Annotated in this window: 21 protein-coding genes; 11 read left to right on the top strand and 10 right to left on the bottom strand. The window is 66.5% G+C overall.

Translation table 11 applies throughout. The annotated features are described in order from the left end of the window. Nucleotides 1-27 precede the first annotated feature (27 nt). Entirely contained in the window at nt 28-528 is a 501-nt protein-coding gene (locus QFZ83_RS17845; RefSeq protein WP_306877455.1) for a glycine zipper 2TM domain-containing protein, read from the top strand. A gap of 59 nt (nt 529-587) precedes the next feature. On the opposite strand, the gene QFZ83_RS17840 is transcribed toward QFZ83_RS17845, so the two are convergent. Continuing rightward, nucleotides 588-1,112 carry a peptidylprolyl isomerase gene (locus QFZ83_RS17840; RefSeq protein ID WP_306877453.1) on the bottom strand — a complete coding sequence of 175 codons (525 nt, stop codon included), beginning with the start codon at nt 1,110-1,112 and terminating at the stop codon, nt 588-590. A 14-nt stretch (nt 1,113-1,126) separates the two neighbouring features. Here QFZ83_RS17840 and QFZ83_RS17835 point away from each other — a divergent pair, with 14 nt between their 5' ends. The 3 genes from QFZ83_RS17835 to QFZ83_RS17825 all read left to right on the top strand — a co-directional run bounded on the left by QFZ83_RS17835 (nt 1,127) and on the right by QFZ83_RS17825 (nt 3,126). Further along, complete coding sequence (locus tag QFZ83_RS17835) at nt 1,127-2,269, top strand: cupin domain-containing protein (RefSeq protein ID WP_307508617.1); 1,143 nt, start codon at nt 1,127-1,129, stop codon at nt 2,267-2,269. Then, complete coding sequence (locus tag QFZ83_RS17830) at nt 2,259-2,774, top strand: hypothetical protein (protein ID WP_307508614.1); 516 nt, start codon at nt 2,259-2,261, stop codon at nt 2,772-2,774. The genes QFZ83_RS17835 and QFZ83_RS17830 overlap by 11 nt, the downstream gene beginning before the upstream one ends. Before the next feature lie 94 nt (nt 2,775-2,868). Next, on the top strand, nt 2,869-3,126 hold the full coding sequence (locus QFZ83_RS17825) for a hypothetical protein (RefSeq protein ID WP_013540619.1): 258 nt from the start codon (nt 2,869-2,871) through the stop codon (nt 3,124-3,126). A 75-nt stretch (nt 3,127-3,201) separates the two neighbouring features. Here QFZ83_RS17825 and QFZ83_RS17820 read toward each other — a convergent pair whose 3' ends face one another. The 6 genes from QFZ83_RS17820 to QFZ83_RS17795 form a co-directional block, all read right to left on the bottom strand. After that, nucleotides 3,202-3,978 carry an MBL fold metallo-hydrolase gene (locus QFZ83_RS17820; protein ID WP_307508610.1) on the bottom strand — a complete coding sequence of 259 codons (777 nt, stop codon included), beginning with the start codon at nt 3,976-3,978 and terminating at the stop codon, nt 3,202-3,204. A gap of 5 nt (nt 3,979-3,983) precedes the next feature. Next, nucleotides 3,984-5,075: an outer membrane protein assembly factor BamC gene (bamC, locus tag QFZ83_RS17815; RefSeq protein ID WP_306877447.1), complete on the bottom strand. Its 1,092-nt coding sequence runs from the start codon at nt 5,073-5,075 to the stop codon at nt 3,984-3,986. A 139-nt stretch (nt 5,076-5,214) separates the two neighbouring features. Continuing rightward, the gene (dapA, locus tag QFZ83_RS17810; protein WP_373424068.1) at nt 5,215-6,141 is read right to left on the bottom strand and encodes a 4-hydroxy-tetrahydrodipicolinate synthase; all 927 of its coding nucleotides are present in this window, start codon (nt 6,139-6,141) and stop codon (nt 5,215-5,217) included. A gap of 43 nt (nt 6,142-6,184) precedes the next feature. After that, the gene (locus QFZ83_RS17805; RefSeq protein ID WP_307508608.1) at nt 6,185-6,754 is read right to left on the bottom strand and encodes a bifunctional 2-polyprenyl-6-hydroxyphenol methylase/3-demethylubiquinol 3-O-methyltransferase UbiG; all 570 of its coding nucleotides are present in this window, start codon (nt 6,752-6,754) and stop codon (nt 6,185-6,187) included. Nucleotides 6,755-6,770: 16 nt separating this feature from the next. Then, on the bottom strand, nt 6,771-6,911 hold the full coding sequence (locus QFZ83_RS17800) for a hypothetical protein (protein WP_307508605.1): 141 nt from the start codon (nt 6,909-6,911) through the stop codon (nt 6,771-6,773). A 21-nt stretch (nt 6,912-6,932) separates the two neighbouring features. Further along, nucleotides 6,933-8,156, bottom strand: a complete 1,224-nt coding sequence (locus QFZ83_RS17795) for an MFS transporter (protein ID WP_307512747.1) — start codon at nt 8,154-8,156, stop codon at nt 6,933-6,935. A 155-nt stretch (nt 8,157-8,311) separates the two neighbouring features. On the opposite strand from QFZ83_RS17795, the gene QFZ83_RS17790 reads away from it, so the two are divergent. Genes QFZ83_RS17790 through QFZ83_RS17775 form a run of 4 tightly spaced genes read left to right on the top strand, consistent with a single transcriptional unit; the run spans nt 8,312 to nt 13,872 of the window. Beyond that, nucleotides 8,312-10,300, top strand: a complete 1,989-nt coding sequence (locus QFZ83_RS17790; RefSeq protein WP_306877445.1) for a DNA topoisomerase IV subunit B — start codon at nt 8,312-8,314, stop codon at nt 10,298-10,300. A gap of 23 nt (nt 10,301-10,323) precedes the next feature. Beyond that, nucleotides 10,324-11,250, top strand: coding sequence for a lytic transglycosylase domain-containing protein (locus tag QFZ83_RS17785; protein ID WP_013540627.1), 927 nt, complete (start codon nt 10,324-10,326; stop codon nt 11,248-11,250). Nucleotides 11,251-11,287: 37 nt separating this feature from the next. Beyond that, entirely contained in the window at nt 11,288-13,681 is a 2,394-nt protein-coding gene (gene parC, locus QFZ83_RS17780; RefSeq protein ID WP_307508604.1) for a DNA topoisomerase IV subunit A, read from the top strand. After that, nucleotides 13,681-13,872 carry a hypothetical protein gene (locus QFZ83_RS17775; protein WP_013540629.1) on the top strand — a complete coding sequence of 64 codons (192 nt, stop codon included), beginning with the start codon at nt 13,681-13,683 and terminating at the stop codon, nt 13,870-13,872. Before parC ends, QFZ83_RS17775 begins: the two co-directional genes overlap by 1 nt. A 21-nt stretch (nt 13,873-13,893) precedes the next feature. Here the strand turns inward: QFZ83_RS17775 and QFZ83_RS17770 are convergent, their stop codons facing one another. Beyond that, nucleotides 13,894-15,015: an MBL fold metallo-hydrolase gene (locus QFZ83_RS17770; RefSeq protein WP_307508601.1), complete on the bottom strand. Its 1,122-nt coding sequence runs from the start codon at nt 15,013-15,015 to the stop codon at nt 13,894-13,896. Between the two features lie 220 nt (nt 15,016-15,235). On the opposite strand from QFZ83_RS17770, the gene QFZ83_RS17765 reads away from it, so the two are divergent. Genes QFZ83_RS17765 through QFZ83_RS17755 form a run of 3 tightly spaced genes read left to right on the top strand, consistent with a single transcriptional unit; the run spans nt 15,236 to nt 17,834 of the window. Continuing rightward, nucleotides 15,236-16,825 (top strand): triacylglycerol lipase, encoded by a 1,590-nt coding sequence (locus QFZ83_RS17765; protein WP_307508599.1) that lies wholly within the window; start codon nt 15,236-15,238, stop codon nt 16,823-16,825. Nucleotides 16,826-16,875: 50 nt separating this feature from the next. Then, nucleotides 16,876-17,289, top strand: coding sequence for a hypothetical protein (locus QFZ83_RS17760; RefSeq protein ID WP_307508598.1), 414 nt, complete (start codon nt 16,876-16,878; stop codon nt 17,287-17,289). A gap of 8 nt (nt 17,290-17,297) precedes the next feature. Then, nucleotides 17,298-17,834 carry a cysteine hydrolase family protein gene (locus tag QFZ83_RS17755; protein WP_307508594.1) on the top strand — a complete coding sequence of 179 codons (537 nt, stop codon included), beginning with the start codon at nt 17,298-17,300 and terminating at the stop codon, nt 17,832-17,834. Nucleotides 17,835-17,837: 3 nt separating this feature from the next. Here QFZ83_RS17755 and QFZ83_RS17750 read toward each other — a convergent pair whose 3' ends face one another. Next, nucleotides 17,838-18,575 (bottom strand): metallophosphoesterase, encoded by a 738-nt coding sequence (locus QFZ83_RS17750; RefSeq protein WP_307508592.1) that lies wholly within the window; start codon nt 18,573-18,575, stop codon nt 17,838-17,840. A gap of 233 nt (nt 18,576-18,808) precedes the next feature. Then, complete coding sequence (locus QFZ83_RS17745; protein WP_373424061.1) at nt 18,809-20,512, bottom strand: hypothetical protein; 1,704 nt, start codon at nt 20,510-20,512, stop codon at nt 18,809-18,811. Nucleotides 20,513-20,590 lie beyond the last annotated feature (78 nt).

The raw sequence follows: 20,590 nt of genomic DNA, 5'->3' as shown, positions 1-20,590 counted from the left end.
GCAGTTCTATTCGAGGAGCCTCCCAACATGAAGATATCAATGCGCTTCGTATCCGTCACCGCTTCCGTGCTGGCCCTGGCCACGCTCACGGCCTGTGTCGCCCCCATGCCGGTCTACCAGACCTCCCGCTATCCCTACCAGGCGCCGCCGCAAGCCATCCAGTACCGCGAAGCTTCCCACGTCGAATACGGCCATGTGGCCAACATCGAGGTGCTGCGCAGCGAGACTGCCGGCACCGGTACTTCCGGCGGCGGTGCTGTCGCCGGTGGCGTCATCGGCGGCGTGGTCGGCAACCAGTTCGGGCGCGGCAACGGCCGGGCCGCGGCGACCGCGCTGGGCATCGTGGGCGGTGCCTTGCTGGGCAACACCATCGAGGCGCAGCAGAACGGGCCGCGTGCCTACGAGAGCTATCGGGTGTCGGTGCAGACCGACCACGGCGGTTATCGGGCGTTCGACGTGCAAAGCCCGGGCGACCTGCGCATCGGCGACCGCGTGCGCATCGACAACGGCCAGATTTCGCGCATGTAAGCGGTCTATGCAGACGTAAAAAAACCGGGCAGTGCCCGGTTTTTTTACGTCTGCAGTCCTCAGTGCAGCATCTGGTTGCCCGGTGCCATCGGCGGCACCTTGAAGAAGGCCGTACCGGCCGTGCCGCGGCCGACTTCTTCCTCCGTCGCCTCGCGCACCGAGCGCACAGTGATGTCCAGGCGGATCGCGATCCCGGCCAGCGGATGGTTGCCGTCGAGCACCAGGTGGTCGGGGTAGATTTCGGCGACCGTGTAGAGCGCGTCCCGAGGGATGCTGTCGCTCACGCCCTTCGGCAGGGCGGAGCCGTCGAAGGTCATGCCTTCTTCCGTGCCCTCGGGAAACAACGAGCGCGGCTCGAGGAAGAGCATCTGGTCGTTGAAGTCGCCGAAGCCCTGTTCGGGTTCGACCTGCAATTGCACACGGGCGCCAGGCTCATGGCCCTGCAAGGCCGCCTCGATGACGTCGAAAAGATCGTCGCCGCCCACCATGAATTCGACCGGCTCGTCGAGCACATCCAGCACGTCGCCGAGCGTGTCTTTCATCGTCCAGGTCAAACCGACCACGCATTGTTCAGAGATTTCCATTGCAGAATTCTCCCATGGAGATTACACAACCGCTGCCGTTGCTCGGCGGCCTGAGCGCCGCGCAGTTCATGCGGCGGTACTGGCAGAAGAAGCCGCTGCTGGTCCGCCAGGCCATTCCCGCCATGGTGCCACCGATCGATCGCAGCGCGCTGTTTGCGCTGGCCGAGCGCGAAGAGGTGGAATCGCGCCTCATCCGCCACGGCAAGGCCGGCTGGTCGCTCAAGCACGGCCCGCTGCCAAGACGTGCCCTGCCACCCCTCAAGCAACCCGCCTGGACCCTGCTGGTGCAAGGCGTTGACCTGCACCACGACGGCGTGCACGACCTGCTGCGGCAGTTTCGCTTCCTGCCCGATGCGCGGCTGGACGACCTGATGATCAGCTACGCGAGCGACACCGGCGGTGTCGGTGCGCATTTCGACAGTTACGACGTGTTCCTGCTGCAGGCCCAGGGCCGCCGTCGCTGGTCCATCGGCAAGCAGGGCGACCTGCGCCTGCAGCCGGACGTGCCGCTCAAGATCCTCGAGAACTTCGAGCCGGAAGAGACCTTCGTGCTCGAGCCGGGCGACATGCTCTACCTGCCGCCGAAGTACGCCCATGAAGGCGTCGCGGTCGGCGACGACTGCATGACCTTTTCCATCGGCCTGCGCTCGTCTGCCCTGGGCGAGCTCGGCGCCGATCTGCTTGCGCGCATGGCGCAGGCCTATTCGGAAGACCTCGAGGACGCCGGCCCAGCGGAGCTGGCGCGCTACCGCGATCCGACGCAGCCCGCGGTCGACGCGCCGGCCGCGATGCCCACCGCGCTGCAGGATTTCGCACGCAAGGCCGTCGAAGCCGCGCTGCGCGACCCGGACGCTATCGACCGCGCCCTCGGCGAATCGCTGACCGAGCCCAAGGCCAACATCTGGTTCGACGAAGGCGGCGACGTGCCCGACGCGATGCAGCAGGTGGCGCTCGACCGCCGCACGCGCATGCTCTACGACACGCGCCACATCTACATCAACGGCGAGAGCTTCCGCGCAGGTGGCGCCGATGCCGCGCTGATGCGCAAGCTGGCCGACCGACGCGCGCTCGGCCCGCGCGAGCTGGCGCGGGCCAGCGAAGGGGCGCTGGCGCTGCTGGGCGAGTGGTGTGAGGCGGGCTGGGTTCATGCCGACTGACGGCAACAGCACTTCGCCGCTGCCGCTGTTGCCCGAGGGCCGCTTCGACGGCCGAGAGGCTTTCGGCGCGATCGTTCGCCATGCGCTCTCGGCCGCCGCGCGCGAAGGCTGGAAGGAAATCGTCTTCAGCGATCCAGACTTCGCCGACTGGCCCCTGGGCGAGCGCGCCAGCATCGAGGCGCTGCAGGCCTGGTCGGCCAGCGGCCGGCGCTTCGTGCTGCTGGCGCAGCGCTTCGACGTGATCGAACGTGGCCATGCGCGCTTCGTGCCCTGGCGCCGCATGTGGGACCACATCATCGAATGCCGTTCCGCCGCCAAGGCGGCCGGCACCGAGGTGCCGAGCGCGATCTGGACGCCGACCTGGTTTGCGCACCGCATCGACCCCGAGCGCTGCCGCGGCGTCTGCGGCGCCGATCCGCGCGCCCGCCGCGAACTGCGCGAAGCCATCGACGAGAGCTGGCGTGTGGGCCGGCCGGCATTTCCGGCATCGACACTCGGCTTGTAAGCCAATGCCGCGAATGCGGCCGCGAGACACATTCAGGCGGAGATGCGGGTCTAGAATTTTTTCGTTCCAGACATTCTTTGCCAAAGGAGTTCTCATGAAGAAGTCGTCGTCCGTCCTGATTGCCTCGTTGATCGCCGCTGCCGCACTCGTTGCCTGCGGCAAGAAAGAGGACGCCGCTCCCGCGGTCGTGACGCCTCCGCCCGCTCCCGTGACCGAACCCGCGGCGCCGCCTGCCGCCGCGCCGGCACCTTCATCGGCTGCGAGCGCACCTTCACCCGCCGCATCGTCGGCGCTGGACGCTGCAAATGCCGCGACAGAGGCCGCGAAGAAGAACGAAGCACCCAAGCAATAAGCCAGGTCCTTCACCAAGCAGAAAGCCGCCCGAGGGCGGCTTTTCTACTGGGGTCGCCTACAGGTCAGCTGGCGGTCAGACATCGAGCCAGGGCGAGCCCTCGGCCGCGGTGGCGGTAAGCATTTCCGCCTCATGGCCACCCAGCGCCTCGGCCATCAGGCGCCGCACGATGTCGGGCCGGTTGTTCTGCTCGCTCAAGTGCGCTGCGACCACGTGGCGCAGGCCGTCGTGGCGCACCGCGCGCGCGATCTCCGCCGCCGCTGCATTCGACAGGTGCCCGTAGTTGCCGCCGACGCGCAGCTTGAGGAAAGGCGGGTAGGCCGAATTGGCCAGGAGATCGCTGTCGTGGTTGAACTCGAGCAGCAGCGCATGCACGCCGGCCAGGCGATTCAGCACGTGGGCCGTGGCGTGGCCCAGGTCGGTCAATACGCCCAGCGTGCGTGCGCCGTCCGTGCAGCGAAGCTGCAGTGGCTCACGCGCGTCGTGGGGCACGGTGAAGGGCTGCACGCCGATATCGCCGACGGCGAACTCCGCGTCGTCGCGCGCCAGGTTCAGCCGGCCCTCGAAGTCGCGGCCACCCGTGGCGAGCCAGGTGCCTTCGCTCATCCAGACGGGAATACGGTTGCGCCGCGAGAGCGTGTGGGCGCAGCCGATGTGGTCGCCGTGCTCGTGGGTGATAAAGATGGCGTCGATGTCGCCAGCGACGAGCCCCGCCTGGGCCAGCCGCTGATCGAGCTGCCGGATGCCGAAGCCGCAGTCGACGAGGAGCCGGGAGGTGCGGCCAGCGCTGGTCGCCTCGACCAGCGCGGCATTGCCCGTGCTGCCGCTACCGAGGCTTCGGAAGCGGAGCATGCGGGTTACTTCAGGTCGTCGGCGATGACCTTGACGATGCGCTGCGCGTTGGCCGAGGTTTCGGGCGCACCGGCTTCGTTCTGCACCGAGACGGTGGTCGACTCGCCCTGGCTCTTCACGAGGATGCGGAACTTGATCGGCTTTTCGTCCTTGGACGAGCTGCTGAACAGCTTGCCGAAGAAGCCTTCTTCCTTCTTGTCGGGGTTCGGCGTCACGTAGCGCACGTAGTAGATGCCGGCGCTGCGGTCGCGGTCTTCCACGGTGAAGCCGGTGCGGTCGAGGGCGAGGCCGACGCGGCGCCATGCGCGCTCGAAGCCTTCGCTGATCTGCACCACGGGCTGGTTGCCCACGCTGGCGATGGTCGCGGTCTTTGCCGGTGCCGAGGTGGCGGCCAGGATCTTCGACTGCTCTTGCGAGACGCCCAGCTTGACCATCAGGCGGCGCAGGAACTCGGTTTCGAGTTCAGGGTCGCTCGGGCGCGGCTGCCACACGGTCTGGTCCTGGCGCGAGTTGTTGTAGACCTCCTGCATGCCGCGGTGGCTGATGAAGATCTCGGTGCCGTTGGTCGTGCGTTCGATGCGGGTGCGGAAGCGGTCGAGTTCGCCGGTCGAGTAGACCGAGTCGACCAGCTTGCCCAGCGTGCCGCGGATGATGTCCTGCGGCAGCTTGGCGCGGTTTTCGGCCCAGTCGGTTTCCATGATGCCGAGGTTGCGCTGCTCGGTGGTCAGCAGGAAGCCGCTTTCCTGCCAGAAGTCCTTCACCGGCTCCCAGAGCTGGTCGGGCGTGCGGTTGATGACGATCCAGCGCTGCGTGCCCGCGCGTTCCATGCGCACGTCGCCGATGTTGGCGACGGCGGTGGGCACGCCCGGCGCATTGGCGATGCCGGTCTGGTAAGAATTGGCGCTGACGGCGCCGCCGGGCACCGCATAGCGGTTGTCGCGCGAGAGTTGCGACAGGTCGGGCGGGACTTCGAGCGTTGGGGCCTTGCCGGCGCTCTTGTAGTCGATCTTGTCGCTCTCGAGCACGGAGCAGGCGGCGAGGCTGGCAACCAGGGTGGTCAGCAGTGCATATCGCGAAAGTTGCGAAAGGTTCTTCAACGTCGTCTTCCTTGTTGGAATGGTTCGATCAATCTATGGGCCGCAGTGCCCGCCATCTCTGAGCACGGTTCGGGCAAAAGGTTGCTTAACCTTGTTGCGGCCAGGGAAAAAGCGGATCGCAGGCGTATTGGGGATTGGCTCAGTTCTTGAGCAGGCCGGTGGCGCGCAGGGCGCCCTCGACCGCCGGACGGCTGGCTTCGCCGAGTTCGGTGAGCGGCAGCCTCAGGGCGCCGCCGCAGAGGCCGAGCCGGGCCATGGCCCACTTGAGCGGAATCGGATTGGGTTCGACGAACAGGTTGCGGTGCAGCGGCATGAGTTCGAACTGGATCTGCATCGCGCGCTTCACGTCGCCGGCGATGGCAGCCACGCACAGTTCATGCATCTTGCGCGGCGCGATGTTGGCGGTGACGCTGATGTTGCCCTGGCCGCCGCACAGCATGAGCGCAACGGCGGTCGGGTCGTCGCCGGAATACACGGCAAAGTTCTTGGGCACATCGCGAATGAGCCATTGGGCGCGTTCGATGTTGCCGGTGGCTTCCTTGATGCCGATGATGCCGGGCACCTGCGCGAGACGCAGCACCGTGTCGTGCGCCATATCGGCGACGGTGCGGCCGGGCACGTTGTACAGCACGATGGGCAAGTCGCCCACGGCCTCGGCGATGGCCTTGAAGTGCTGGTACTGGCCCTCTTGCGTGGGCTTGTTGTAGTAGGGCACGACCTGCAATTGCGAATCGGCGCCAACGCCCTTGGCGAACTTGGCCAGCTCGATGGCTTCCTTGGTCGAATTGGCGCCGCAGCCGGCCATCACGGGCACGCGGCCCTTGGCTTGCTCGACCGAGACGCGGATGATTTCGCAGTGCTCTTCGACATCGACCGTCGGCGATTCGCCGGTGGTGCCGACCACGCCAAGGCAGTCGGTGCCTTCGTCGATGTGCCAGTCGATGAGTCGCCGCAGGGCGGGGTAGTCGACACTGCCGTCGTCGTGCATCGGCGTGACGAGCGCGACGATGCTGCCTGTCAGTTGCTCCAAGGGGGAATCTCTTTGTCGGTGGACGAAAGCGCCGATTCTACTTACTCCGGGCACCGCCAAGGCAGCGCCCCCGGCCCCCTCAGTTTCCCTTAAGGAGGGCGCGCAGCGGAGGGCCCGCAAGGGACGCGGGCACACGGATGGCGGCAATGCGCTGCACGAAGCGCGCCGGTTCGGGGAGGAACCCGTTTTCGTAGGCCACCACGCGCAGCTCCGCGCAGGCCGCGAGCAGCTCGCCGGGCTGCAGCAGGAAGTCGGCTCGCGACGGCTTGCCCACCGTTTCGTTACCGGCGGCGAAGGTCTCGTAGAGCAGCACGCCGCCAGGGGCCACGGCCGCCACGATGTCGGCCATGCGGGGGCGCCACAGGTAATTGGTGACGACCACTGCGCCGAAGGTCTGGCCGGTGAAGGGCCAGGGGCCTGATTCGATGTCGGCCGTGATCGCCTGCCCGAAGGCGCCGGCTGCCTCGGTCGCTTCCGGTGACCGGTCGACGCCTGTGACAGGGTGGCCGCGCCCGGCAAACCACTGCATGTGCCGGCCTGCGCCGCAGGCCACGTCGAGCACCGTGGCATTGGCGGCCAGCAGGTGCGACCAGCGCACGATCCATTCCGAAGGCGTGCCCGTGCCGTGCAATGGCGCTACATCTTTCATAGCAATTCAGCCTGCTTCAGAAGCACGACCACACCTGGTCGACCAGCGTCACGAGAAATTCCGGGTGCGTATAGAGCATGAACACGCCCGCCAGCGCCGCCGCTACGGCCGCAAGCCAGCCGGCGTGTGCGAGGTGATGGCGCATCTGCGGAGTCATGGTGCGATTGTCTGCCCGCAATCAACCCGGCACGGCCGCCGGCCGCGCCGCGCGGGCGATGGCGTGCTCCTTGACCGGCAGGTTGATCAGCGCCGCGAACACGCCCAGCGCAATCGCGATGTACCAGACGATGTCGTAGCTGCCCGTCGTGTCGTACAGGTAGCCGCCGAGCCACACGCCCAGGAACGAGCCGACCTGGTGGCTCAGGAATACGAAGCCGCTGAGCATCGACAGGTGCGCCACCCCGAAGATGCCCGCCACGATCGCATTCGTCGCGGGCACCGTCGAGAGCCAGAGGAAGCCCATCGCCGCCGAGAAAACATACACGCTCATCGGCGAGATCGGCACGATCAGGAACAGCGCGATCGAGATTGCGCGCGCGAAGTAGATCGCCGCGAGGATCTTGCGCTTGGCGAGCGTCTGCCCCAGCAGGCCGACCGTGTAGGTGCCGAATACATTGAAGAGCCCGATCAGCGCCAGCGCGTAGCCGGCGACATCGGCCGACAGGCTCCGGTCGCGCAGGTACGTCGGCATGTGGATGCCGATGAAGGCCAGTTGGAAGCCGCAGACGAAATAGCCCGCCATCAGGAGGCCGAAGCTCGGATAGCGGAAGGCTTCGCCCACCGCCTGCAGCACCGACTGGTCGCGGTGCCCGGCGAGCGCCGCCGTCTTCGGCTCGCGCAGGCCGAAGGCCAGCGGCACGATCACCAGAACCAGCACTGCGAGCACGGCCAAGGCGGTCTGCCAGCCCAGTTGGCCGATCAGGCGGCCCTCGATCGGCGCCATCAGGAACTGGCCGAACGAGCCGGCCGCCGCGGCCACGCCCATCGCCCAGGAGCGCCGCTCGGCCGGAATCTGCCGCCCGATCACGCCGTAGATCACCGCGTAGGTCGTGCCCGCCTGCGCCGCGCCGATCAGCACGCCTGCGCTCAGTGTGAACAGCAGCGGCGTGGGCGAATGCGCCATGCCCAGCAGCCCCAGCCCGTAGAAGATCGCACCGCCGATCAGCACCCGGAACGCGCCGAAACGGTCGGCCAGCATGCCCGCGAACACCCCGAAAATGCCCCAGGAGAGGTTCTGGATCGCGAGCGCGAAGGAGAAGGTCTGCCGACTCCAGTCCTGCGCCTGCGTGATCGGCTGCAGCCAGAGGCCGAAGCCGTGGCGGATGCCCATCGAGAGCGTGACGATCATGGCGCCGCAGAACAGCACCTGCTTGATCGAGAGAGTGGGCGTGGAGGCTTGCATGCCGTCGAATGTAGCCATTTGCGTGCTGCGGCAGGCAGGCAGGCGGCCCCAGCCATTGATGATTTATCGGCGCCGTTTCAATGCGCATCCGGCATCAAAGCGCCTGCTGTATGGGTATCCAGTTGTTTGGCGGCGACTGACTACAATCCGCCCCCATGGCGACTCCTCCCAAGACAACCTCAGACTCCGCTTCCGGCTACTCGGAAGGCTCCATCCGCGTGCTCAAGGGCCTCGAGCCCGTCAAGCAGCGCCCGGGCATGTACACCCGGACCGACAACCCCCTGCACATCATCCAGGAAGTGCTCGACAACGCCGCCGACGAGGCGCTGGCCGGCTATGGCAAGAAGATCAAGGTCACGCTGCATGCCGACAACTCGGTGAGCATCGAAGACGACGGCCGCGGCATTCCGTTCGGCCTGCATCCCGAGGAAAAAGCCCCCGTGGTCGAACTGGTGTTCACCCGCCTGCATGCCGGCGGCAAGTTCGACAAGGGCTCCGGCGGCGCCTACAGCTTCTCGGGCGGCCTGCACGGCGTGGGCGTGTCGGTGACCAATGCGCTCTCGAAGCGGCTCGAAGTCACCTCCCACCGCGAAGGCTCGATCGCCAGGTTGGCCTTCAGCGCCGGCGACGTGATCGAGGCGCTCGAAATCCGCAAGCTCGAAGCCGGCGAGCGCAAGCAGGGCACCACCGTGCGCGCCTGGCCCGACGCCAAGTACTTCGAAACCGCCGCGCTTCCGATGAGCGAACTCACGCACCTGCTGCGCAGCAAGGCGGTGCTGATGCCCGGCGTGAGCGTCACGCTCACGGTCGAGAAGACCAAGGAAACCCAGCAGTGGCTGTACAAGGGCGGCCTGAGCGACTACCTGATGCAGACGCTCAACGGCGACCCGGTGATCCCGCTCTTCGAGGGCAGCGGCCATGCCGACAAGAACGCCGACAACTTCGCCGAAGGCGAGGGCGCCGACTGGTGCGTGGCCTTCACCGAAGACGGCCAGCCGGTGCGCGAGAGCTACGTCAACCTGATTCCCACCAGCGCCGGCGGCACCCACGAGAGCGGCCTGCGCGATGGTCTCTTCACCGCGGTGAAGGGCTTCATCGAACTGCATTCGCTGCTGCCCAAGGGCGTGAAGCTGTTGCCGGAAGACGTGTTCGCGCGCGCTTCGTACGTGCTGAGCGCCAAGGTGCTCGATCCGCAGTTCCAGGGCCAGATCAAGGAGCGCCTGAATTCGCGCGACGCGGTGCGGCTGGTGTCGAGCTTCGTGCGCCCCGCGCTCGAACTCTGGCTCAACCAGCACGTCGACTACGGCAAGAAGCTCGCCGAACTCGCCATCAAGGCCGCACAGACCCGCCAGCGCGCCGGCCAGAAGGTCGAGAAGCGCAAGGGTTCCGGCGTGGCCGTGCTGCCCGGCAAGCTGACCGACTGCGAGAGCAAGGACATCAGCCACAACGAGGTCTTCCTGGTCGAGGGCGACTCCGCCGGCGGCAGCGCCAAGATGGGGCGCGACAAGGAAAGCCAGGCCATCCTTCCGCTGCGCGGCAAGGTGCTCAACACCTGGGAAGTCGAGCGCGACCGGCTCTTCGCCAACACCGAAATCCACGACATCTCGGTGGCGGTCGGCGTCGATCCGCACGGTCCCAACGACTCGCCCGACATGAGCGGCCTGCGCTACGGAAAGATCTGCATCCTCTCCGATGCCGACGTGGACGGCTCGCATATTCAGGTGCTGCTGCTCACGCTGTTCTTCCGTCACTTTCCGAAACTCATCGAAACCGGCCACGTGTATGTCGCGAAGCCGCCGCTGTTCCGGGTCGATGCGCCCGCGCGCGGCAAGAAGCCGGCTTCCAAGGTCTATGCGCTCGACGAGGGCGAGCTGACCGCCACGCTCGACAAGCTGCGCAAGGATGGCGTGCGCGAAGGCGCCTGGAGCATCAGCCGCTTCAAGGGCCTGGGCGAGATGAGCGCGGAACAATTGTGGGAAACCACGCTCAATCCCGATACCCGGCGCCTGATGCAGGTGCAGCTGGGACGCTTCGACTTCACATCTACCCAAGGCGAGATCACCAAGCTCATGGGCAAGGGCGAAGCGGCCGCCCGGCGCGAGTTGATGGAACTGCGCGCCGACGACGTCGACATCGATGTTTGACCCCCGTGACCCTCACAGATTTCATGCGTCCGTTGCTGTTGGCTTTGCTGCTGTGCTTGCAGCAGGGAATGGCGCACGCCGCTGACATCTACGGCTACATCGACAGCAAAGGCGTCGCGCATTTCGCCGCCGAGAAGGTCGACGAGCGCTATCAGATCTTCTTTCGCGGCGGCCAGAGCTTCGACACCGCGCAGGGCATCTCGCCGCTCTCGCGCAGCGGGCGCAAGTTCGACGGCAAGGTGCCGCCGGCGTCGCAGAGCCTGCTGGCGCTCTTCGAGGCTTCGCCCAGCTACAAGACGGCCAAGGCAGCGCTGCGCGATGCGTCGAACAAGCATTCGATCGACTACGAACTGCTGCAGGCGCTGATCGCCACCGAATCCGGCTTCGATGCGCAGGCCGTCTCGCCCAAAGGCGCGATGGGCCTCATGCAGCTCATGCCCGCGACCGCGCAGCGCTACGGCGTTGCGGCGGACAAGCGCACGAGCATCGAGAAAAAGCTGTTCGACCCCCGCATCAACATCGCCGCCGGTTCCCGCTACCTGCGCGACCTGATCGCGATGTTCCCTGGGCAGATCGAACTGGCGCTGGCCGCCTACAACGCGGGCGAAGGGGCGGTGCAGCGCGCGGGCAACAAGATCCCGAACTACAAGGAAACGCAGAACTACGTGCAGACAGTGCTGCAGCTCTACGCGTACCTGAAGCCCGGCGCGACCGGGGGGCGCATCGGTGGCGGCGGCAAGTCGCCTGGCCGCATCCGCATGGAAATGGGCGGTGCCGTCGGCCGCGGCAACATGCCGCCCGACCGGCCCTGGCTGCCGGCTGCTTCGCCTGCCACCAAGCCTGCCGCGCCCGTTCTGCCGGAAGCGGCCGACGTGCCAACCTCTCCCTACATGCCCGAAGTGCCGGTCTCGTCCATGACGGGCGCGCCTTCGGTGGCCATGTCCGAATAAATAGACAGCAACAAAAATCTTCCGGAAACGACAGACGATGGATTCCCAACCTCCGCTCGACCTTGGCGGCCCGACCGACGGCGACACCACCCTCACACTGGCCGACTACGCGCAGACCGCCTACCTCGAATACGCGCTCAGCGTGGTCAAGGGCCGGGCGTTGCCCGATGTGTCCGACGGCCAGAAGCCGGTGCAGCGGCGCATCCTGTACTCGATGTCGCGCATGGGCCTGGGCTTCGGCGGCACCAATGGCACCGTGGGCGCCAAGCCCGTCAAGAGCGCGCGCGTGGTCGGCGACGTGCTCGGCCGTTTCCACCCGCACAGCGACCAGGCCGCCTACGACGCGCTGGTGCGCATGGCGCAAGACTTCTCGCAGCGCTACCCGCTGGTCGATGGCCAGGGCAACTTCGGCAGCCGCGACGGCGACGGCGCCGCGGCCATGCGCTACACCGAAGCGCGGCTTGCCCGCATCACCAGCCTCTTGCTCGACGAGATCGACGAAGGCACGGTCGATTTCATTCCCAACTACGACGGCAGCACCGAAGAGCCGCGCCTCCTGCCCGCGCGGCTGCCGTTCACGCTGCTGAACGGCGCGAGCGGCATCGCCGTGGGTTTGGCCACCGAAATCCCGAGCCACAACCTGCGCGAGATCGCCGACGCCTGCGTCGCGCTGATCAAGTCGAACGGCAAGCTGAGCGAAGAAGAGCTCTTCGCCATCGTGCCCGGCCCCGACTACCCGGGCGGGGCGCAGATCATCAGCGGCGCGAGCGATATCGCCGACGCCTACCGCACCGGCCGCGGCTCGCTCAAGGTGCGCGCGCGCTGGAAGATCGAAGATCTCGCGCGTGGCCAATGGCAGCTCGTGGTCAACGAACTGCCGCCGGGCGTCAGCACGCAGAAGGTGCTCGAGGAAATCGAGGAAATCACCAATCCGAAGGTCAAGGCCGGCAAGAAGGCGCTCTCGGCCGACCAGACGCAACTGAAGGCCGCGATGCTGTCTGTGCTCGACGTGGTGCGCGACGAATCGAGCAAGGACGCTGCCGTGCGCCTGGTGTTCGAGCCCAAGACCTCGCGCATCAGCCAGGAAGAATTCATCACGACGCTGCTCGCGCAGACCTCGCTCGAAACCTCTTCGCCGATCAACCTCACGATGGTCGGCATCGACGGCAAGCCGACGCAGAAGTCGCTGCGCCAGATGCTCAACGAGTGGATCGCGTTCCGCGAGATCACCGTCGAGAAGCGCTCGCGGCATCGCCTGAACAAGGTGCTGGAGCGCATCCACATCCTCGAAGGCCGGCAACTGGTGCTGCTGAACATCGACGAGGTGATCGCGATCATCCGCGCGGCGGAAGATCCGAAGGCGGCGCTCATCGCGCGCTTCAATCTCAGCGAACGGCAGGCCGAGGACATTCTTGAAATCCGCCTGCGCCAACTCGCGCGGCTCGAAGCCATCAAGATCGAACAGGAGCTCAAGGGCCTGCGCGAAGAGCAGAAGAAGCTCGAAGACATCCTCGGCAGCCCGGCCACGCTGCGCCGCCTGCTGATCAAGGAAATCGAAGCCGACGCCAAGACCTTCGAAGACCCGCGCCGCACTCTGATCCAGGCCGAGAAGCGCGCCGTGGCCGAAGTGAAGGTGGTCGACGAACCCGTCACCGTGATCGTGTCGCAGAAGGGCTGGGTCCGCGCGCAGAAGGGCTGGGCGAGCGAGAAGGCTGCCGGCAACGGCGGCACCGCGCCCGAGTACAGCTTCAAGTCGGGCGACACGCTCTATGGCGCCTTCGAATGCCGCAGCGTCGACACGCTGCTGGTCTTCGGCTCCTCCAAGGACAAGAGCGTGCGCGTCTACACCGTGCCCGTGGCGTCGCTCCCCGGCGCGCGCGGCGACGGCCAGCCCGTCACCACGCTCATCGAGCTCGATGCCGGCACCCACGTCACGCATTTCTTCGCGGGCCCGGTGGGCGCCAGCGTGCTGCTGGCCAACACCGGCGGCTACGGTTTCATCGCCACGGTCGAGAACATGATGTCGCGCCAGCGCGGTGGCAAGGCCTTCATCGACGTGGGCGAGGGCGAACAGCTCTGCCGTCCCTCGCTGGTGGGCGGCGCAAGCGGCGCCGAGCCGATGCCGGCCGCCACGCACGTGGCCTGCGCCTCGACCGGCGGCCGCATCCTGACCTTCGACATCGCCGAGCTCAAGAGCCTGCCCAAGGGCGGCCGCGGCCTCACGCTGATCGACCTGGAACCCAAGGACACCCTCGCGGGCGCCGCGGCCTACACGCGCAGCGTGAAGATCGAAGGCATCGGCCGCGGCGGCAAGGAGCGCGACGAGACGCTGGAAATCCGCACCCTCAACAACGCACGCGGCACCCGTGCGCGCAAGGGCAAGGCGGCCGACCTGGGCTTCAAGCCGGCCAGCATCGTGCGGGTGCTGTGATGGGCGGCATCGACATCAGCGTCATCGGCCTGTTCATCGCAGTGGTCACCGGCCTCGCGAGCTTCCTGGTGGGCCGGCACTTCCGGATGAAGCGGGCGGCCAAGCGGCGCGAGAAGGACCGCGCCGCGGCGCAGGCCATCGAGACGCGGCAGGTGCGCCGGGCGCGCGAGCGGCGCGAAGGCGGCAGGTAGGCCGGGCGTGCAGGCGAGGGGCTAGCGCAGCCCCTGCCACCACCGCGTATTGGTCCGTGCCTGCCCCACCGTCACCACTTCGCCGATCACCGGCGTCGCCAGCTCGATTCTCTTGGCCTCGGTGAGGCTCGCGATGCGGTCCAGCGGGTCGTGCCAGGTGTGGAACGAAAGATCGAAGGTGCTGTTGTGCACCGAGAAGAACACCTTGCCGCGCAGGTCCTCGAAGGCCTGCACGCTTTGTTCGGGCGTCATGTGCACGCCGGGCCAGTAGGCGTCGTAGGCGCCGTTTTCCATCAGCGCGAGGTCGAAGCCGCCGAAGCGGTCGCCGATCTGCTTGAAGCCCTGGAAGTAGCCCGAGTCGCCGCTGTAGAAGATGCGCTGCTCGCCGCTCTGCACCACCCATGAGGCCCACAGCGTGCGGCCGCGGTCGGAGAGCGTGCGGCCCGAGAAATGCTGGGCGGGCGTGGCCGTGAGCTTCACGCCGTCGTGCTCGGCGTCCTGCCACCAGTCGAGTTCGGTCACGCGGTCGGCGAGCACGCCCATCACCACCAGCCGCGAGCGCACGCCCAGCGGCACGAAATAGCGCTTCACGCTCTTGGCGAGGTATTCGATGGTCGCCACGTCGAGGTGGTCGTAGTGGTCGTGCGAGAGGATCACGCCTTCGATGGGCGGCAACTGCTGCAGCGTGAGCGGCGGCTTGTGAAAGCGCTTCGGCCCGGCCCATTGCACGGGCGATGCGCGCTCGCTGAACACCGGGTCGATCAGCCAGTACTTGCCCTGCAGCTTGAGCAGGTGCGACGAGTGGCCAAGCCGCACCACGTGGTTGGCCTTGACGTCGAGCGCGTCCAGGTCTTTCGTGCTGATTTCGCGCACAGGAATCGCATCGACCGGCACCGTGTCGACCTTGCTGCCGACGATGAACCGCGACCAGATGCGCCAGGCGCTGGCTGAGGGCTTCTCGTCGGGGTTGGCCATGTTCTGGAACACGCCGTCCCGGAACTGCGGCGAGTTCTCGTAGCGCGTTTCACCGCCGCCGGCGGCACTGCAGCCCGCGACGAAGGCGCAGCCGGCCGCGGCGAGCGCCGTGCCCCGGCGCAGGAGTTGGGGCAGGTAGGACCCCTGCGAAGCCGAATCGTCAGCCATGGAAAGAACCTCTGGACGTGTGTTTGTGGTGAGGCGCGAGACTATCCCTAGCCAATGTTTCAATGGTTTCAGCGACAGAAACATTCGGCGGGCAGGGGAATTTCAAGACAGGCGCGCCATGCCCAGCCAAGCCCGTCCGTAGGCCATGCGCCCTATGGCACGCACCGCTTCGGCGCGGCACACTCGTGGCCTTCATGGGCCAGGAGAAGGTGATACAAAAATGAGCGGCAACCGCTATCCCATCATCTACGTGCGTGGCTACGCCATGACCGAATCCGAGCGCGACGAGACCGCGGCCGATCCGTTCTGCGGCTTCAACGTGGGCTCCACGGTCTACCGCGCCACCGTCAAGAAAGACGCGCCCGCGCAGAAGTTCGTCTTCGAGTCGCCGGTGGTGCGCCTCCTGGCCGACTTCCAGTACCAGAGCGTTTATCAGAACGGCCTGGACATCCTGGACGACGACTGGAAGCCCTCGCCCGACGCAACCGGCAAGGACGTGGACGGCATCCCCTCCGCCTCGGTCATCATCTACCGCTACTACGACACCGGCTCCGAACTGCTGGGTGACGGCAAGGCGCGCAACATCAAGTTCTACGCGCAGGGTTTGAGCAAACTGATCCTGCGGGTGCGCGACCTCGTGGGGCAGCGCGAAGGGGCCGCCGCGGCAGCCGACTTCCGCTGCTACCTCGTGGCGCATTCGATGGGCGGGTTGGTGGTGCGCGCCTTCCTGCAGAACCCGGCGCTGGGCGACCCCGCCGCGCGGGCCTGCGTCGACAAGGTGTTCACCTATGCCACGCCGCACAACGGCATCGACATGGGCGGCGTCAACATCCCGGCCTGGCTCACGGCCAACGAGATGAACACCTTCAACCGCGAGAAGATGTCCGAGTTCCTCGCCACGCCGGCCATCAACGGCCGCATGGACTACCTGCCGGCCACCGCCTTCCCGGCCGAGCGCTTCTTCTGCATGGTCGGCTCCAACCGGGGTGACTACGAAACCGCCAAGGGGCTCTCGCGCATGTTCGCGGGCCACGGCAGCGACGGGCTGGTGCGCATCGAGAACGCCTCGCTCTGGTCCATCGACGCGAACAAGAAGACGCAGCCCGTGGCCACCGCCTACGCCTTTCGTTCGCATTCGGGCTACTTCGGCATCGTCAACTCCGAGGAGGCCTATCAGAACCTCGTGCGCTTTCTCTTCGGCGATGTGCGCGTCGATCTCTGGTTCGATGTCGACGGCGTGACCCTGCCGCCCGATCTGCCCAAGGACGCCGACATCGATGCGCTCTACCAGGTCGAGCTGCTGGCCGCGCCGCGCGGCAAGCGCTGGTACCTGAGCCGGCGCGTGGCCGAAGAAGACTCGCCCGCCTGCCGCACGCACAAGGAGCTGACCGATCCGAAGAAGCCCGAGCGCCGCTCGATCTATCTCTCGACCGTGTTCCTGGCCAACAAGGCCCGCGTCAACCAGGACCGCCCGACGCTGGCCTACGCCATGACGCTGGGCGTGCGCGTGCCCGACTACCAGGTGAACAAGAAGTTCTGGCTCGACGGGCACTACGAAGGAAGCTCACTCTTTCGCGACACGCTCGTCATCGAGATCGCGCCGCCCCAGGCCGACGACCCGGCGCAGAACTGGAACCTCAAGTACGGCTGGCAGACCGACACGGCGGGGCAGGCGTCGCTGCCGATCAGTCCGAAGCAACTGGCCGGCGGCAAGCTGCAGTTCGTCGTGCCGCTCTCCAGCCTCGGTGCTGCGGCGGCAGCGCCGGGCATCTCCGGCAAGGTGCGGCTGGAAGTGAGCGCCTGGAGTTGAGAGGCTGAGAGGCCGCAACGCATGCCCCCGGCCCCACAATCGCACCTCACATGCATTACCTCCTCTTCGTCGGCGCGCTCATCTTCTTCGCGTTCATGACGCCGCTCAAGCTCGCTGTCGCGGTCTGCGCGCTGGTGCTGTTCGTGACGGTGGTGGTGAAGGTCTCGGCGCAGGTCGTGGCGGGCGTGTCGCCGAGCCTGGGCGAGTCGTTCAAGTCGGTGTTCTATGCATCCCTGCTGGTGGCGCTGGTGTTGCTGGTCTACATGAGCTTCTCCAGCGGAACCGGCATTCACCATGTCGAGGGGCTGCCCGCGATCGCGGTGATGGCGGGGCTCTTCGTGGCCTACACGCTGGGTTTCCAGATCGGCATCGGCACCTCGTTCGGTGCCAGTGCGGTCGTTGCAATCATCTCCACTCTCTTGTCCGGTGCCATCCTCTGGTCGGTCAAGGGCATTGCCTTCTAACCAGCACCATGAAAACTGCAGTTCTCGTCATCGATGTGCAACGCGGCCTTTGCGACGACCCGCCGCGACCGCACGAGGCCGGAGAAGTGATCGAGCGCATCAACGCGCTCACCGTGCGGGCCCGCGCGGCTGGCGCACCGGTGGCCTTCATCCAGCACGAGAACGCGGTCGATCTGGAATTCGATTCCGAACGCTGGCAGCTTGCCGATGCGCTGCAAGTCGATGCGGCCGACACCCGGATCCGCAAGACCACACCCGACTCGTTCCTCCGCACACCGCTCGAAGCGTGGCTCATGGGGCAGGGCGTGCGACGTGTGGTGGTCTGCGGCTACTCGTCGGAATTCTGCGTGGACACCACCGTCCGCCGCGCGGCCGCACTGGGCTACGAAGTGGTGCTCGCGGCCGATGCGCACACCTCGCACGACAAGCCGCATGCCACCGGCGCCTTCATCCGCGCGCACCACAACGCGACGCTGGTAGACATCACGAGCTTCGGCGTGCGCATCAGCGCGGTCGACAGCGCGAAGATCGTGTTGAGCGATTGATCTTCAGGGCATGCGCCCTGTCTTGAGCGCATGGGCCCAGTCCGGCCGTCCGTTCTCCAATGCAAGTTTCGCCATGGCCGTGTGGTCGTACGGAACGGTGATGAGCCTGGCGGTCCAGTCGCCGTCGCGCTGTTCGACGATGGCGTAGCGCGCATGGGGCGAGCCGGTTTCGACGGCGTGCGGATAGGGATGGATGTCGCCGTACGCCGGCAGGCCGACGCTGCCTGGGTTGACGATCAGTTGTCCGCTGGACGCACGCGCCACGCGCGGCACATGCGTGTGCCCGCAGGCGATCAACGCTGCGTCGATGTCGCCGAGCCGCGCATCGATTTCCGCCTGCGTGGCCGTGCGGAAGTCGTCGGGCTCGACGGTTTCCAGGAAGTATTCGAGATCGCTCGCCGGTGTGCCGTGGCAGAGCATCACGTCCGCGCTGAAGCGGTGCGTATGCCCAAGCGATGCCATCCAATCGAACTCCTTCGCACCGAGCCGTGCGTGCGCGAATGCATCGGATGCGCCGCGCTTGTCTGGGGGTACGGTGAGCAACTGGCGCTCATGGTTGCCGGCGAGCTGCACCCAGTCCTGCGCCATCAGGAACTGGGCGGTCTCCAGCGGCATCAGCGGGCCCGAGAGGCTGTCGCCCAGGTTGACGATGTCGTCCACACCGCGGCGTTCGATGTCCTCGACCACGGCTTCGAGTGCGGGGAGGTTTCCGTGGATGTCGGAGACGAAGGCGATGCGCATTCTTGGGCCTGTGCAGGAAGCGGGGAGGGCGCGATCTTAGTTCGCGTTCGGTCTTGCTCGCATGGGTGTTCGGGGCGTGCGCACAGGCCACCGGGTACTCCCCTCCGCGAATGTCCCCCGGCTTCGCCTCCTCCTTGATTTCGCTGCGGGGAGCACCCGATGCCCTGCGCGCACAAGGCGCTGTCGTGGTGCTGGCCGATCGACCGGTGATCGCCGCCCTGAACAGGACGGACTTAATCAGACCCAGGGCGCCACACCCGCGCCAGCGCAGCCAGCTTTCCGCGAAACCCGAGCCGATCGTTCGACAGCGCATCGATGAAGTCCGACAGCCGCTGCGACTTCACCATCGTGTAGATCGTGAGCCACGTGGTCGCAACGAACACCACGCCGAACCAGATCGCCTTGCGCCAGAGCGGCGCATCGGCTTCAGCCAGCAGATTCATGCCGAGAAAGCCCGTGGTGACGGTGCCGATCAGCCCGAACAGCGTGACCACCGTGAGCCGCACGACGGTGCTCGCTTGCCGGCGCAGGCTGTCGGCATCGAGGTAGGTGTTCATGTCGGCGATGCGTGCCTTGACTTCGTCGTACAGCGGGTCGAGCCCGAGGTGCGCGGCGCACATGTGCGAGAGCGCGCGCACCTGCGCCTGTTCGGAGATCTCGTGAAACCAGTAGCGGTGCGTGAAGCGCAGGAACCGCTCGAAACTCGAACGGATCGCGCGCTTGAACTGCTTCACGCTCGGCGTGCTGCGGATGTCCAGCCGCTTGAGCGCCTCGACCAGTTGGTCCGAGAACATCAGGAGCGATGCCTTCTGGAAATGCGCGATGAGGAACAGCAGGAAGTGCTGGTGCCTGAACTGCGCGAGCACGCCGCGGTCGCGGCAGCAGAAGAACTCGGAGTGCGCATCGCCCACCACGATCAGCGCGTGGCCGTTGCACAGGTAGCGCGTGTTGGGTGCGGCGCCCGCGTCGACCCAGAAGCGGTCGTAGCAGTACTTGTGCTCGAAGTCGGCGAGGTGGTGATCGGCGTAGGGCAGGTGGGCGTCGGTCGTGCCTGCGCCCGTGACCAGCGCGAGGCGCACGAAGTCGTCGCGCGTGAGGCGGCGTGGGTCGTCCATCGAGAGGTAGGCCATCACCGGCATGCGGTAGTACTCGATCTGGCGATAGCGCAGCGTGCCGGGGTCTTCCGAATGGTCGCTGACCAGCGGCTGCATCAGGTAGGCCCAGTGCGAGGAGATGCGCGGCGCGCGATGCTGCGCCACATGCGAGAGAAAGTGTTCGCGCTGCTGCGCATCGGAACTCGCGAGCACGCGGCGGTCGGCGCCCAGCCATTCGACGCTCGCCATGCAATGCAGCGCGGAGCCGTCGGGCTCCCAGCCCGAGGGGTAGGCGCGGCCGAAGCGGTAAAGGATGTCCTGCGCCTCTGCGAGGCTCAGGTTGTTTACACCGACTTCGAGGTTGAGCAGCACCACGTCGATGTCGAAGAAGAAGTAGAGGTCGCAGTGCACCACGTCGAGCGTGATCGGCGCATCGCCGGGCTGCGACACCACGCGCACAGCGGCGATGTCGTGGCGGCGAAAGATGCGCATCGGCGAATCGCCATCGTTGCCGGAGGCGGAGTCGTCGCCTTTGTTGCGCGAGCGTCCTTCGCCGTAGAGAAAGCGCTGCACATACGGCAGGAAGCTCACGAACTCGTTGTAGTGCCGCTCGTGGAAGCGGCTGCTGTCGCCGGTGTATTCGTCGACCTCTTCGCGCCAGGGAGAGGCATCGCCCATGTCGCGCAGCACTTGCCAGGGGCCGTGGTGCGTGGGCTTGGCATCGGGCGAGGGCATCAGCCGAAGGGGCCAGAGCAGTGCCTGCCTGAAATGCTGAACAACGGGCGCACCCGAGACAGGTGCATGAGCCTCTGTGGGCCGGGCGGCTGCGTGTGGGTTCAGCATCGCTCAGTGTAGGCAGAAGGTAGGTCAAAACGCCCACCTAGGGGAATCCCTAGTCATTTATGAAACCGGTTTCATATA

The organism is Variovorax sp. W1I1 (assembly GCF_030815625.1).
In the GTDB taxonomy this organism is placed as follows: domain Bacteria; phylum Pseudomonadota; class Gammaproteobacteria; order Burkholderiales; family Burkholderiaceae_C; genus Variovorax; species Variovorax paradoxus_C.
Note: the sequence above shows the minus strand (reverse complement) of the source record. Positions and strands in the feature narration are given on the sequence as shown.